We start from the raw sequence: 15,103 nt of genomic DNA, 5'->3' as shown, positions 1-15,103 counted from the left end.
AGGGGAGAAGATGATGAAGAAATTAGTGATTGTTATATTCGGTGCTTCGGGTGACTTGACGAAGCGCAAACTGATGCCGGCGCTCTATACTTTATATAGTGGCGGGCGGTTGCCGGAAGGATTCTCCATTCTGGGGATAGGACGCACCGAGTATACGGATGCCCGTTACCAAGAATATATAATGGGTGAATTGGGTAAGTTTGTAGCTTCCAAAGAGCAGGTGGAAGATAAAATGGAGGATTTTTGCAGCCATCTGCATTACCAGACTTTGGACCCTGCCGAGGTTGAAGGCTATCATCTGCTGGACGGACGTTTACAAGAGTTTACCGGTGAGAAGAAACCGGACAACCTGCTGTTCTATCTGGCTACTCCACCTTCCTTGTACGGTGTCATTCCCTTGCACTTGAAGGCGGCCGGTCTGAACCGTCCTGATACGCGTATCATCGTTGAAAAGCCGTTCGGTTACGATTTGGAGTCGGCCAGAAAGCTGAATAGCATTTATGCTTCCGTTTTCAAGGAGCATCAGATTTACCGCATCGACCATTTTCTGGGTAAGGAAACGGCGCAGAACATTCTCGCTTTCCGTTTTGCCAATGGAATCTTCGAACCGCTATGGAACCGTAATTATATAGACTATGTGGAGATTACAGCCGTAGAGAATCTGGGTATCGAAGGACGTGGCGGATTCTATGAAGGTGCCGGAGCCCTGCGCGATATGGTACAAAACCACCTCATACAGCTTGTGGCGCTCACTGCATTGGAACCGCCTGCCGTTTTCAATGCCGATAATTTCCGCAACGAGGTGGTGAAGGTCTATGAGTCATTGGCCCCCTTGAAAGAGGAGGATTTGGAGGAACACATTGTCCGCGGACAATATACGGCTTCGGGCTCGAAAGCCGGGTATAGGGAAGAGAAGAACGTGGCACCTGATTCGCGTACCGAAACGTATATTGCCATGAAAATCGGTATTAACAACTGGCGGTGGAAGGGTGTTCCTTTCTATATCCGTACCGGCAAACAAATGCCGACAAAGGTGACTGAGATTGTTGTACATTTCCGTGAGACGCCCCATCAGATGTTCCGTTGCGAGGGTGGACATTGTCCCCGCGCGAATAAGCTGATTCTCCGCTTGCAACCTAATGAAGGCATTGTGCTGAAATTCGGCATGAAGACTCCCGGACCGGGATTTGACGTGAAGCAGGTGATGATGGACTTCAGTTATGACCAGTTGGGCGGGTTGCCTACCGGCGATGCCTATGCCCGTCTGATAGAGGACTGCATACAAGGTGATCCTACACTCTTTACCCGCAGCGACGCGGTAGAGGCTTCATGGCGCTTTTTCGATCCCGTGTTGCGTTATTGGAAAGAGCATACGGATGCTCCTTTATATGGGTATCCCGTAGGTACGTGGGGACCTTTGGAAAGTGAAGCAATGATGCACGAACATGGTGCTGAGTGGACCAATCCGTGTAAGAATTTGACTAATACAGATGAATATTGCGAGTTATGAAAAGTTATGTTTACCATTCGGCTACAGCTACGGCGCATGCGTTGATTGAACATTTGATTGCGATGATGGAGCGTGAACCGGAAAAGACCTTTTATTTTGCATTCAGTGGGGGAAGTACTCCTTCGCTGATGTTTGACATTTGGGCTAACGAATACAAGGAGGTGACTCCTTGGATGCGGATGCGGATTTATTGGGTGGACGAACGGTGTGTGCCGGCAGAGGATTATGAGAGCAATTATGGTACCATGCGCCGTTTGCTGTTGGATGAAGTAGGCATGCCCGATGAATACGTTTACCCTATTTATGGAGTGAACCGCCCGGAGATTGAAGCAAAGAACTATTCGACGCTGGTTTGCCGCACGGTTCCGCTTTGGGGTGGCTTCCCGGCCTTCGATGTCGTTTTGCTCGGTGCTGGAGACGACGGGCATACCTCCTCTATCTTTCCGGGGCAGGAGTATCTGCTTTCTTCCTTTCATCCTTATGAGGTGAGTGTCAATCCCTATAATGGGCAGAAACGCATAGCCATGACCGGCTGCCTTTTGTTTGCTGCGAAGAATCTTATTTTCTTTGTTACCGGCAAGAATAAGGCGGATGTGGTCCGCGATATTCTTGATTCCGGGGATACCGGTCCGGCAGCTTATGTGGCCCACCATGCCGAGCGTGTGGAATTGTTCCTCGATGCTCAGGCCAATGGCGGGAAAATGTTTACTTAGATGTGCCGCTCTCCAGAATGCTTACGATGGAGAATAATGTAAAGCAGATGCCTCCCAAACCAGCCAGTACACGTGCAGGTACAAAATAGGCATTGTGCAGGTTTGCCATCTCAAACAGAAAGGCGGAGAGAAACAGACAAGCCAGGGCCGTGAAGACCGGAATCAGCGGGATGCGGTTGGCCAGCTTGAAAGTGTTCCGCCAGATGGCGGCAAGCAGGATGACTTTGCTGGAAATGCTGTAGCATACCAGTCCCAGACCTATCATAATATATCCTGTGGAGGAGAGTGCCGGATTGCTGTTGGCTAAGACCAGAAGTCCCCAGAGAATGCTGATGCTGCCCATTATCAAAACAAGGGCCGGCCACCGTTTCCGCTCAGCCTTTGTATAGTTGTTGCGTATCTGGCGGACGATGGTTGCAACCAGCGCCACCAGGCTGGAACAGATACAAGCAAGTCCTGCCATGACATGGCCTGCTACATAATATGCATTGTGCCCGCTGCTTTTTGACAATAGCCAGAAGGCCCATATCCATGCCATTACTGCCATAAGGGTGGCAACTGCTATTAGGATATATCCCTGGGAGGAATTGAATGCATCGGCAGGTTGTAGCTGGTCGGTACGTTCCGAGTTGGCGGGAATGAGGGTGAAGCGGGTGGAGGCTGTGGCTGTGGTAGCTACACAAGCTGTGATGAAACCGACTCCGCAAATCACGTGTCCTGCTACGAAATTGCTTGCCGTGGCAGCTTCGTGCATATAATTCCAACCATAGATTACTGTGAGTACGGCTGCCAGGTAACCGATAACCGGAAGTGCGTATCTGACTATCGGATTGTAGGTATGAATAATTTGTCTAATGATTGTTGCCGCTGTGGCGAACAAGGTAATGCAAATCATCCCTAAGGAAAATACTACCGGACCGGCCACAAATTTTGCCGAGTCCACTCCTTCGTGGAGCACAAAGGCTCCGTAGCCGAAACAGAAAAGGGCCATCAACAAGGGTATGGCCCTGAAAAGAATACTGATACCGTAATTCATAACTGTTGTTTTTAGAGTTTCCCCTTCAAACAGCGTTTCTGCGGCTTTGTTCCTCCTTTTAAGATTTATTTGTGATGAGAAGTGCTTGTCTGTCCGTATTTAGGGAGCCAGCCTCTCCTTTTTCCAGCTGCCATCCGCTTGTTGGGAATAGAGGAAACGGTCGTGTAGCCTGCTTTCCCGTCCTTGCCAGAATTCAAAACGGAAAGGGGTGACGGCAAAACCTCCCCAGTTGTCGGGACGTTTGATACTTTGCCCTACCCATGTTGCCGCTTCGCGGACGAACGCGCGCATTATCTCCATACGGCTGCCAATGACGTGACTTTGGGGTGAAATCCTCGCCCCGATTTTACTTTTGTAAGGTCTGCTTGCAAAATAGGTGTCAGAATCGGCAGGAGCGCATCTTTCAGCTTTTCCTTCAATGTGTATTTGCCTTTCCAGTTTGTGCCATACGAAAGATAAGGATATATACGGATTTGCAGTCAGTTGCCGGCCTTTCCTGCTTTCGTAGTTGGTGAAGAAGATGAACCGGCCATTTTCCACCCCTTTCAGCAACACTGTGCGTGTAGAGGGATGCCCGTCTGTCGAGGCTGTAGCTACCGTCATGGCGGTGGGCTCGTACTCATCACTATGGATAGCATCGTTCAGCCAATGGTCGAATTGCTCAAGGGGATTGTCGTTGAGGTTACCCGGCGTCAGTCTGCCTTTCTTATATTCTCTTCTGATGTCAAAGAGTTGTGATTTCATTATCGTGTGGTTTTATCAAGAATGATGTTTTTCTATGTAACAGTCTGAGAGGGCTGAATGTTTTTGTTTCTCTGCGGAAAGAAAATATGGAAGAAGGAAATGGTTGTGTTGATACTTAAAAAAATGGCATCCCGATTGTGGTGGCTATCGGGATGCCGGATATTGGAGATTACTTTATGGAGACAAGTGGGAAGTGGACACTGGCATGTCTGCTATTGTAATTTAAACATTACGGGAACTGTGAATTTACAACGGACCGGTTTGCCTCGTTGCTCACCGGGTTTCCATTTGGGCATGGTGGAAATCACACGGATAGCTTCTTTATCCAGGTAGGGATCTACGCCTCTTACTACTTTTACATCTACGATGCTGCCGTCTTTGTTGACAACGAATTGTACTATTACGCGCCCTTGGGTTCCGGTTTCTTGTGCAATAGTCGGGTATTTTATGCTCTTACCCAGATATTGCATCAGACTCATGCCATTATAAGAAAACTCAGGATTCTTCTCTACAACTTCAAAAATCTCGTCCTCTACCGGAATCTCTTCATCTACGGTTGGAGATATGGGTTTGATGATTACAGCTTCACCGATTTCTTCGGAAGAGGCAATGGCTGTTTCTTTCACATTGTCATTATCATCCACAATTGTCAATACCTCGGCAATTGCAGGAGCTTGAGGGGGTGGCGGAGCTGCTAATTCGGGTTGCTCCGTGATAGGAATTTCAATTTCCTGCTCAAATACGTTCTCGGTAATAGCACCGCTCATGTCAATCCTAACATCACGCTTCGACCATTCAAATGCAACGAACATGAAGACCAGCACAATTACATAACCTACAAGTAGCCAATTTGACTTCTTGTTTTCCAGGCTTGCTTTGGATGTTTTCTTGATTTCCATAATTTATAAGATTATTACTGTATAATGGTTGTCGCGAAACTAATATTATACAGATGTGATTAGTAAAATCATAAAACATGCGTGCCCACTTGTTTCTGCATTAAAGATAAGAAAATGAATGTTATGTTGTTGTTTGATATATGGTTATATATAGTTTTTTAAATTTGCTTTGATAATTTTTCCGCTTATGAATTAAATAGTGTTGAGGTGCAAAAAAGCGCTTCCAATGTTCGCTTATGGAGAAAGGCTTCACACAAAAACAAATTGTATTTATAGTATTGAAATGCGGTTATAGCTTTTGTATCAATTCTTTAGTATGTTGGTTGGAATCAGATGCTGGCAATAAATATAGATTATATATGATAGCCATTTGAATTTGACTATCTTTGTACGCTGAATTTAACCCTATTTTATAATCTTATTTTATTTATACGGAAATGATTTTGTTTTTATTGAACACGTCTGCCGCTGGAGGTAAACTTGAACAGGCATTGGAAAAATTGGTGGATTTTGGTATGGATGCCGGTAAGGATATATTAATCGCTATTTTAATCTATGTAATCGGGCGTTTCATCATCAAACAGATAAGTGCATTAGTAGCTAGGATACTTGAAAAACGGAAGATTGAAACCAGTGTACAGACTTTTTTGAAGAGTCTGATAAAGATACTGCTGAACATGATTCTTGCTTTTGCCATAATCGGCAAACTCGGTGTGGAGACCACCAGTTTTGCGGCGTTACTCGCATCTGCCGGTGTAGCTGTGGGTATGGCGCTGTCCGGTAATCTCTCAAATTTTGCCGGTGGACTGATTATACTTATTTTCAAACCGTTTAAAGTAGGTGACTACATAGACGGTCCGGGAGTAAGTGGTACGATAAAGGAAATACAGATATTTCACACTATACTTTCCACTCTTGATAACCGCATGATTTATGTACCTAATGGAAGTCTCAGTGGTAATGCCGTCACTAATTACAGTAAGCAGGACAAGCGTCGTGTTGAATGGGTATTCGGTGTTGAATACGGTGAGGATGTAAAGAGAGTCAGAGCCGTTTTACAGCGCATAATCAATGCAGACAGCCGTATATTGGATACACCGGCTCCCCTTATTGTCTTAGGTTCATTGAGTGCAAGCAGCATCGATATTACAGTCCGTGTCTGGGTAAAAAGTGTGGACTACTGGAATGTGCTGTATGATATCAATGAAATAGTTTATACTACATTTAATGAAGAAGGAATAGGATTTCCCTTCCCGCAGCTCACTCTACATCACGCAAAAGATTGAGCTTATTATCTATAACAGTTTCCATTTATCAAGAATTTGAAGCTTTATGTTTGCTCTGAAAAGTATGCTATACTGTTCATTAATTCCGAAAAAGAAATCATAAACTCCTTTTGTTTGCTTTTAAACATTATCGGTTGCTAATTTATTGAAGCTTTATATATAGATTTGCAAGTATTTCTTAATTAGGATATGATATAAAAAGATTATTTTAACTGTTTCAGCTTTTATAGCTGTTAGTGGTGTTTATGACAAAAAAGCGGTAGAAGGTTTTGACAAGAATAACAACCTAATATTTTTTTAATTTGTAATTATGATGAAAAAAAGTTTCTTGACTGTTCTATTTGCGCTGTTCTGCACGATGGGATTTGCGCAATTGTCTTTCAATGTAAAGGCCGGTCTTAATCTCAGCAGTTACATCGGTGAAAACTCTGACCATTCCAAATTTAAACCAGGAGCACGCATTGGAGTGGGAATGGAATACCAATTCAGCGACCTTGTTTCCTTACAGCCCTCGCTATTCTTCTCACAGAAAGGTGCGAAATATTCAAGTGGATATAGCGGTAGCGTCGTAGATGCGGATGCAGATGTGAAGATCAACCAGCTTTATTTGGAATTGCCCATCAATGTACAATTCCGTTTCAATATTGCAGACAATACTAACCTGGTCATTGCGACAGGGCCGTATCTTGCCTGTGGGGTAGGTGGTAAAGCCAAGTTCGATGGCAAGGCATCTGTTGGAGGTATCAATATCAATGGAGATGAGAAAGTCGATACATTCAGTGATGACGGCTTGAATTACAATAGGTTCGATGCCGGTTGGAACATCGGTCTTGGGGTAGAGTTTGGCCGAATTCTTGTGGGGGTTGACACACAGCTTGGCTTCTGCAAGATTATGGATGGGGATGCTCCGCACAATGCGAATATCGGTATTACTCTGGGGTATAAATTTTAAATAGTTCCCTTACGATCCCTTGATTGAGTATATTTTTATTAATAGTTTAACTTTTTTATTGTAGACAATCTATAAATTATTTTATCTGTTTTAAAATAAAACGGTGTAGTATGAAAAAATTATTCATTTTATTAGGAACTCTTTTTTTGTTGTCAGTAGGTGCTTATGCGCAGAAAGGGAAACAAGCCATAGGTTTCGGTCTTGGTTATGGTACAGAAATTGAAAGTATCGGATTGGGAATCAAGTATCAGTATAATATAACCAATCCTATACGTATCGAGCCCTCTCTTAATTATTTTTTTGAAAATGACAATGTAAGCATGCTGGATGTGAACGTGAATTTTCATTATCTGTGTCCGGTAGCTAGCAATGTCAAGCTTTATCCACTGTTTGGGTTGACTTTGTCCAACTGGATGTTTGATATGTATGATGTTGACTGGGATGGGGATCATGTTCATGTGGATGGCGATGGGAATCATAATGAATGTCGTTTCGGTGTAAACTTGGGAGTTGGAGCCGAATTTGCATTGAGCCGTAATTGGGCCATGAATCTTGAATTTAAGTACCAGTTGGTCAGTGATTTTGATCAGGGTATCATCAACATCGGGGCTGCGTACAGATTTTGAAGAAAATATCGGAACAGAAATCTCATTGATATAAAAGAGGGGATAGGCATAGTTTAATGCTTATCCCCTCTTTTTTAGTGTTTCAATGCTTGGATTTCAAAGCCAAATCAATCGTCATCATCATCATCATCGTCATCATCATCGTCATCATCATCGTAATATCGATAGTGCTTCTTGTGGTGTCTCTTCGGTTTTTTATATTTGTGTTTCTTATGGTGAAATTTATCATGGCGCTCACAGTATGAATTATAGTATTCATGCCAGCAGTCACTATGGTGATGGACTCTGTCATAGAAAGGGGTATAATATACACTTCCCGGATTTATGCCAATCTCCACAAGAATACGGTTCCATCCGTAACGTTGATATCGGTTGTAATAATCGCATACATCATGCATCTTTTTTCCGGAAGTTCTGGCTACCTCAAGTGCAATCCCCACATTTCCCCAGTCTTTTCCACAGCGTTTGTAGTAATCGTCCAAGGAACGGCTTGAAATGTTGTATTCCAGACATAGCCGTTTCTTATAATCAGAAAGCTCCACGGCTGCGTAGCGGTTGGCTCTGCCAATAAAGATGGAAATACCATCCTGGGCAGACAAGGTGCAGGCTAATAGGAGGAAAAGCAGTAGTAAATTAATTTTTTTCATAATGTTTCTAAGTTAAATGGGTTCTTGTCTTTTGCTTTTTCAATTTCATCTCCAGCTTCATTCAGAGCCTTCTTTACATCATCTGTCTTTTCTTCAATCTGTTTCTGTGTCTTTTCAAGGTTTTCTTCGACGGATTCCTTTACATTTTCCAGATGCTCTTTAACTTTGTCTTTAGCCTTTTTCTCTCTGCATGATGCAAAGACAAGTGTAGCTGTACATGCCAACATGACAAATAATAACTTTTTCATATCCTTATATTTAGTGATACTATATAATTGGTTAAAATTCAAATGTAGAAATAAATATTGTTTTTAGCAAATTAGGGAAAAGCTTTTGAACATAATGTTGGGGTAAAATATCTTGTTTGTTAATGTATCCTATACTGGAAGTCTTTTCAAATCATCGGATGAATTAGAGATAAACCTGACTTTGAAATGTTGTTTGTGAATATATACAAAAAAGGCTATCTATCCCAGACAGCCAATCTTAGTTTAACCTTATATCTAATACTATGAAAAACACATTGCAAATGTACGGAATTGCAAGGACTGTGCAAATTTTCAACCTTTTCATTGCCATCTTATAACAAGGTTTAGCTGGTAAATATATTCGTTAACGATTTAATAGTGCAAATGTTAAATTTAAGCTCCAGATACGTTAAGGTATTGCTTTCTCAATTGCGGAACTGTAGAGCGATTCTGCAATATTGTGGAATATTCCGCACAATTCCACACTGGAGTAAAAAATAAAATTGTTTTATGTTGTTGAAAATGAGAATAATGTCGATGCGCTGATATTTTGGCATCAATTTTGTACTATGATTTATGTCCTAAAATTTATCAGTAACTTATAGTTGTTATGGTTAGACAATAGGTATTAGTTGCATTAAGGTTTAAAGCTATTTTGTTCATATTGATTTTCATTCGGAAACTCTCTTTGTTTAGTATTGCATCCCGGTCTGTGAAGCATCGGGATGTTTTTCATTTTGGAGGATTACAGTTTTCGACTGAATGCTGCAATCTTGTATAGTTAGTCAATACTGCTTTCATTATTCTTTGGGGGAATAATGAAAGCAGGCTTAGTCTATGAGGATTGGATACACTTTATTTAAAGGCTTTATATTTCTAATGAGGCAAGATATAAAAAATCAATCTGTGTTTATCTACTCTGAGAAGTATGCAGTACTGTTCATTAATTCCGAAAAAAAAATCATAAACTCTTTTTATTTGCTTTTAGACATTGTCGGCTGCTGATTTATCGATGCTTTATATGTAGATTTGCAAGTGTCTTTTTATCAAGATATGGAAAAACAAACTAGAAAAATTTTAAAAATATCCGGCATTATATCAGGAGGGCTGATTATAGCCGCCTTTATAGTAATTGCAATTGCTCTGAATTTTGTGTTTACTTCTGAAAAGTTAACTCCGGTGGTATTGAAAACTGCCAATCAGAATTTGAATGCAAAATTGGATATAAAAGATGTAGAACTTACTTTCTTTTCCACCTTTCCACGGCTCGGATTGAAACTGAAAGACGGAACATTGGTTTCAAAGGTTATCCGTGACACCATGTGGCAAAGGACTGACACATTATTGTCTTTCAAGAAAGCCGTATTGGTAATTGATGTAATGGATTATTTGCAACAGCAAAAGGTAAATATCCATCAGCTTGCCTTAGATAGTGCCAATATCTATGCATACAAGGACGGGACTGGAGCTGCAAATTGGGACATTTTGTTCCCCGACACGACAAATATAGCTTCATCATCAACAGATACGGCCAGGCATGTGAATGAACTTAATGTCGAACAGGTTGCCATAAAACATGCTACGGTAACCATGGATGACCGAGACACACATATCTTTGCCAATCTATGGGACATGAATCTGGACTTGAAGGCAAACATGAAAAAGGAACATTCTGTATTGGCTTTGGATTTCAAGAACAAGAATGTCCTTTTCTGGCAAAATGGGCAACTGATAACTAATCGTGTCGGCATTCATCTGAGGACTGACATTGAACTGGATGCCGTTCATCGCACTCTCCTTCTGCGTGACGCTCTAATCAATATAAACGGTACTAAATTAGGGGTAAAGGGAACATTGCGTCATGATGCAATAGCCCAAACCCTTGATTTAGACCTGCAATATGGGTTGCACGCTCCTTCGTTGGAAACCGTATTGCACATGATTCCAGAAAGTATTCTGCAAAAGAAAGAGGTATCTGTCAAAGGAGAGGTTGCTTTCAAAGGAGAGCTGAAAGGAACCTATGGAAAACAAAAATTACCATTGGCCACATTGGACATCAAAATTAAGGATGCCTCTGCCCGGTATGCCGGATTGCCTTATGGCATAGACAAATTAGAAGCCGATTTTTTTGCTCAAATAGATCTGATGCACGATAGCCCCTCCTATCTGAATCTGAAGGCATTCCATTTTAAAGGGGCAAATACCAGCATACAGGCTGATATGAAAGTAGAGAATCTGTTGGCTGATCCCGATATCACTTTCCATGCTGAATCAACCATAGACCTGAATGCGCTGAAGCATGCTTTTCCATTACAAGAAAGCATCAGTATGGAAGGGGAAATGGAAACCGATTTGGGAGTACGCTGCCGTATGTCCTCTATAAAGAAGCGGGATTGGGGACGTATCACGGCTGAAGGAAAACTCAAGACTGATAAATTCATGCTACGTGATACTCAGAGGAATTTTGAGTTCATAAGTAACGCATCTTTGGCCTTTGCCGGCAATGAATGGTTAGGGGGGCATGCCCAAATCAAGGATATGATTCTCCGTTCTCCTCAATTAGACTCTGATATGAAAAGTCTTGTGGCTACCGTCAGGACCATTCCTTCCAAAGACACAACCCGAATGGCTCAGGTAGAATGTAAAATGGAAATGCACAAGCTAAAAGTTGCTTTAGGGGATTCTCTTGGTTTGTTTTGCGGAAAATCCTCTGCTACATTGAAAGTACAGCCGGGGGAACATAATCCAAGCAAGCCCCAAATAGGACTTGTTATGGAGACAGACACCTTGTTTTGTCGCATGGGAGGAGTCAAAGCTGGAATGAACAAAGCAGGTATAGGAATCACCGCAGAAAAAATACGTGATTCATTGTGGATGCCCGATGGCATCGTGGGGTTTAATCATATGGCTGTCTGTATTCCGGAATGTGCACTTCCCATACATATGCAAAAAACCGCTGTAACAGTGGGAAACCGTACTGTCACCTTACGTAACGCTACCATGCGTATAGGTAGATCTGACATTACGGCAAGTGGGGTAATCCATGATTTGTATGGAGCTGCGAAACATCACAAAGTTTTACGTGCCAAGCTGAATGTTTCGTCAGAGCATTTAGACTGCAACCAGCTGATACATTCAATATCCTTTCCCTCGGATACAATTATGGCAGAAACAGATACAATTTCTACGAATCTCAAATTGTTTGTCATACCACCGAAGTTAGACTTTGAATTGCAAACCCATTTCCGACAAGTATTTTATGAAAAAGTGATCTTCAATGATGTCCACGGGGCCGTAGATATTCGTAACCAATCTGTGTACCTGAAGGAGCTTAGCATGAAGGGTATGGGTTCGGAAATGAACACTACGCTTGTTTATCAGGCAAAACGTCCGGAACAAGGATTTGCGGGTTTTGATTTCCGCTTGCATAACATTAACATAGGAAAGTTGGTCGACCTTGCACCCTCTTTGGATACAATCGTGCCCATGTTACGTTCATTCGAAGGAACTGTGGATTTCAATATGGCGGCAGCTGCGGCATTAGATTCCAACCTTAACATCAAGATACCGACCTTGCGCTCGGCCATTCATGTAAAAGGGGACAGTCTTGTACTGATGGACGGTGAGACTTTCGCTGAAATCTCAAAGAAATTCTTTTTCAAGAACAAAAAGAAGAATTTAATCGATAGTATTTCAGCAAATATTAGTATCAGAGACGGTAAAGTGACAATCTATCCTTTTGAAGTTTCGATGGACCGTTACAAAGCGGCGGTAGGGGGTACGCAAGGATTGGATATGAACTTTGACTATCATATTTCCATCTTGAAATCACCGGTACCGTTCAAATTAGGTTTGAACATATCGGGGACTTTGGACGACATGAAATTCAAGTTGGGCAAAGCCAGATACAAGGACGCTGTTACACCGGCAGAAATACATAAGGTGGATAGTGCTATAGTAAACATGGGACGACAAATTGAAATTGATTTCAAGAAAATAATGAAAAGATAACATAGACAAATTATCAAGTGGATATGGCGGTAATATCATTGATGTGGATGGCGAGGAGTTCAAGGCGGGAGTGCAACATGTTCATTCAGAAGTGGGTTTCAGAGAAGAAATGGCGATTTGTGAAACAGCTTGAACGGCTTCGTAAGGCGCAGGATGAATAATTGATGTTGAAAAAACTAATCCGGATTTAAAAATGGAGTTGGAGCTGAAACAGTGAGAGAAGAAGAAGCGTAGTGACAAAGAATCGCAAGATGGGTAATGATACGTGGAAAGGGATTGAAAAAAACACCTTCCTCTTGCGCTCAAAAGGAAGGTGGCCTTAAACGAAACATACAAAGCTTAAAAAAATGCGTTTTTTTGAAACTGCTACAGATAAAGGTGCTTTGATATGAAATTTTAGGCTAAAGTAGCTCTCTTTTTTCTTTTTCTCAAATATAGGCATAGAAAAATTGTTTTAATGTCCGTTTTATGTATCTTATTGTCTCTTTTTTGTAATTTTGTTCAGTCTTATGGAGGGAATAAGGCATAAGAAAGTTCCTTTTCCTTAGTCCAGACTTTCCCAAGTACGGACTTTATTGTTATCCAAGGTTTATGTAACTTTTAATGTCATCTCTCATTTCAGGAAATTAAAGCTATTCTACTGTGGTATTATTCCCCTTATGTGGTATTCTGTTCTACACATTTCTACACATGATAATTCCTTGCTTCTTTATTAAAACCCTATTTAATAGGTTATTATATTCTCATTTCTGTTTTGGCATTTGTTTTGTTCTATAATTACTGTAATGAAAGGCATAAAATTAATATCCATTTAAAAATTACGATTATGAAAAAAGTATTAGTAGCATTAGCAGTGGTTGTGGGATTAGGTAGTTCAGTAGCATTCGCTCACGTTACATCAGAAGTACAGTCTGTAATTCAGGCTTTGCAAGATCCCCAAGATGAATTTACAAAAATCGAAGTGAAAGATCTTCCCCAGGCTGTAGTAAACACATTGGCAAAGGACTATGAGAGGGCTACAATAAAAGAAGTGTTTGTTGCAGAGAAAGAAATCGGCAAGGTTTATAAAGTCGTATTGGTTCTTACTAAAGATGACCAGTCCGCTGAAGAGGTAACGGTTCTTCTGAACGAAAAAGGTGAATCTGTTGAATGACAATTTTCTTTTTCCCTATTGGGGAAAATTACATAATTGATGGAAATGAATGTCAATAAGTAATTGATATGAAAAATCGGTACCATTCATAAGATTGTGTAAATGATAACTCGGATATAAGATATCCGAGTTATCATTTACCTTTATAATTGAAAAAACGATGGATACTGGGTTAAAGAACACAAAGCTGTTTCTGCAGAACTATTGAGTAAAGAGTTTTAAGCCAGTTTAAGACTGAGTAGGAAGGCAGGCTATTGTCATAAATATTTGCAAGTCAGATATGTTAGAGAAGATGTTTGAGGGAAAGTTGGATGCTTATCTTGGTTACTTTCAGCCATTATTGTGTGCTTTAATTGATTGTATATATTGAAAGGACACATGCTGGACCTCAGCTTTTGTGTGGCTGAGGTTTTGTCGGAGATAAGAGAGCGTTGTTAAACGTGCGATAGTAGATATATGTTTTACTGATGATTAGTGGATATTTGTTGACTGTTTATGGAAAAGGCGACTGAATAGTCACTCTTTGGGTTTATAATTGTAATAATAGTTTGTTTCTTATTTGTCAGATATTTCTGTTATAGAGGGGTGTCTTATATAAATAATGTTTATATTTGTATTCTAATCTCTATTATGTTATGAATGACAAACAACGACTTCTAATTGATTGTATTTCCCTTCTTCCCGTTATAGGCATTCTGGTTTTGATAACTGTTGCCAATGACCAGTTTGTTACTATGGTTGCTGCCTATGTGCTTTGCGGAGAACTCTTATGTGTATTGGTTAGCAGGATATTAAATTTGTATTATATTGATGTGGCTTTTGTTTGGTTGGGTGGAGTTATGCTTTGGTTGTGGTATTGGTTCTGGTTGGAGTCAAGCCATGTAGTGATGGAAATTGTGGAAAAGACAGTTGGATGAATTGCTTCTTTTCATTGAAAAATCCCCGTAGCTTTCTGCATGTATTTGTTTATAATTTCTTTGGTTTACAGTGGGATAGAGAGTGCGGTTTTACTTTCACCGCTTTTGTTTCAAAGAAACAAATCTCATACAAGACATGCTGAGAAATAGAAAGTCAATGGCTTGTTTGAATTCTCTTGTAACCCGTCCAAGCCGTCACGGATAGAACGGGTAAAATACTTTTTGTCAATGCTGTCCGTTCATGGGGCAGACAACATAAAACCTAAACACTTAACTGGAATAATTGGCGGCATTACCCACCAAAAGCATCCGACCCTCACAGGCTGAGAATACTTTCATTATTCCAAAGAATAAAATAGTA

General features: G+C 41.1%; 14 protein-coding genes. 9 read left to right on the top strand and 5 right to left on the bottom strand.

Going from position 1 to position 15,103, the window contains the following annotated elements:
• The first annotated feature begins 13 nt into the window (after window positions 1–13).
• Both zwf and pgl read left to right on the top strand, forming a co-directional pair.
• Complete coding sequence (gene zwf / locus HUX74_RS01665) at window positions 14–1,510, top strand: glucose-6-phosphate dehydrogenase (protein WP_131226439.1); 1,497 nt, start codon at window positions 14–16, stop codon at window positions 1,508–1,510.
• Window positions 1,507–2,223, top strand: coding sequence for a 6-phosphogluconolactonase (pgl, locus tag HUX74_RS01660; protein WP_117966574.1), 717 nt, complete (start codon window positions 1,507–1,509; stop codon window positions 2,221–2,223). Before zwf ends, pgl begins: the two co-directional genes overlap by 4 nt.
• Here pgl and HUX74_RS01655 read toward each other — a convergent pair.
• The 3 genes from HUX74_RS01655 to HUX74_RS01645 all read right to left on the bottom strand — a co-directional run bounded on the left by HUX74_RS01655 (window position 2,216) and on the right by HUX74_RS01645 (window position 4,902).
• On the bottom strand, window positions 2,216–3,259 hold the full coding sequence (locus HUX74_RS01655; protein ID WP_131226051.1) for a DUF2776 family protein: 1,044 nt from the start codon (window positions 3,257–3,259) through the stop codon (window positions 2,216–2,218). The two genes, pgl and HUX74_RS01655, sit on opposite strands and share 8 nt — an antisense overlap.
• A gap of 99 nt (window positions 3,260–3,358) precedes the next feature.
• Window positions 3,359–4,003, bottom strand: coding sequence for a pyridoxamine 5'-phosphate oxidase (pdxH, locus tag HUX74_RS01650; RefSeq protein ID WP_117601492.1), 645 nt, complete (start codon window positions 4,001–4,003; stop codon window positions 3,359–3,361).
• Between the two features lie 212 nt (window positions 4,004–4,215).
• Window positions 4,216–4,902 carry an energy transducer TonB gene (locus HUX74_RS01645; protein ID WP_117966565.1) on the bottom strand — a complete coding sequence of 229 codons (687 nt, stop codon included), beginning with the start codon at window positions 4,900–4,902 and terminating at the stop codon, window positions 4,216–4,218.
• A 437-nt stretch (window positions 4,903–5,339) separates the two neighbouring features.
• Between HUX74_RS01645 and HUX74_RS01640 the strand changes: the two genes are divergently transcribed.
• The 3 genes from HUX74_RS01640 (at window position 5,340) to HUX74_RS01630 (ending at window position 7,766) form a co-directional block, all read left to right on the top strand.
• Entirely contained in the window at window positions 5,340–6,188 is an 849-nt protein-coding gene (locus tag HUX74_RS01640) for a mechanosensitive ion channel family protein (RefSeq protein WP_117601494.1), read from the top strand.
• A gap of 313 nt (window positions 6,189–6,501) precedes the next feature.
• Complete coding sequence (locus HUX74_RS01635) at window positions 6,502–7,140, top strand: porin family protein (protein WP_117601499.1); 639 nt, start codon at window positions 6,502–6,504, stop codon at window positions 7,138–7,140.
• A gap of 110 nt (window positions 7,141–7,250) precedes the next feature.
• Window positions 7,251–7,766 (top strand): porin family protein, encoded by a 516-nt coding sequence (locus HUX74_RS01630; RefSeq protein WP_174646085.1) that lies wholly within the window; start codon window positions 7,251–7,253, stop codon window positions 7,764–7,766.
• A 107-nt stretch (window positions 7,767–7,873) separates the two neighbouring features.
• On the opposite strand, the gene HUX74_RS01625 is transcribed toward HUX74_RS01630, so the two are convergent.
• Together HUX74_RS01625 and HUX74_RS01620 are read right to left on the bottom strand one after the other, a co-directional pair.
• Window positions 7,874–8,413: a hypothetical protein gene (locus tag HUX74_RS01625; RefSeq protein WP_174646084.1), complete on the bottom strand. Its 540-nt coding sequence runs from the start codon at window positions 8,411–8,413 to the stop codon at window positions 7,874–7,876.
• Complete coding sequence (locus HUX74_RS01620) at window positions 8,410–8,661, bottom strand: YtxH domain-containing protein (protein ID WP_174646083.1); 252 nt, start codon at window positions 8,659–8,661, stop codon at window positions 8,410–8,412. The genes HUX74_RS01625 and HUX74_RS01620 overlap by 4 nt, the downstream gene beginning before the upstream one ends.
• Window positions 8,662–9,714: 1,053 nt before the next feature.
• Between HUX74_RS01620 and HUX74_RS01615 the strand changes: the two genes are divergently transcribed.
• From HUX74_RS01615 to HUX74_RS01600, 4 genes are all read left to right on the top strand, one after another.
• A complete protein-coding gene (locus HUX74_RS01615; RefSeq protein WP_174646082.1) occupies window positions 9,715–12,672 on the top strand; it encodes an AsmA-like C-terminal region-containing protein in 2,958 nt (985 codons plus the stop codon).
• A gap of 23 nt (window positions 12,673–12,695) precedes the next feature.
• Entirely contained in the window at window positions 12,696–12,833 is a 138-nt protein-coding gene (locus HUX74_RS01610; protein WP_158562861.1) for a hypothetical protein, read from the top strand.
• Window positions 12,834–13,498: 665 nt separating this feature from the next.
• Complete coding sequence (locus HUX74_RS01605; protein ID WP_117600670.1) at window positions 13,499–13,825, top strand: hypothetical protein; 327 nt, start codon at window positions 13,499–13,501, stop codon at window positions 13,823–13,825.
• A 635-nt stretch (window positions 13,826–14,460) separates the two neighbouring features.
• Window positions 14,461–14,742 (top strand): hypothetical protein, encoded by a 282-nt coding sequence (locus HUX74_RS01600; protein WP_117966556.1) that lies wholly within the window; start codon window positions 14,461–14,463, stop codon window positions 14,740–14,742.
• Window positions 14,743–15,103 lie beyond the last annotated feature (361 nt).

This window comes from Bacteroides sp. Marseille-P8574 (genome assembly GCF_902825465.1).
Classification (GTDB): domain Bacteria; phylum Bacteroidota; class Bacteroidia; order Bacteroidales; family Bacteroidaceae; genus Bacteroides; species Bacteroides uniformis.
The sequence above is the reverse complement of the archived record's forward strand: the minus strand, read 5'-3'. Positions and strand labels throughout refer to the sequence as shown.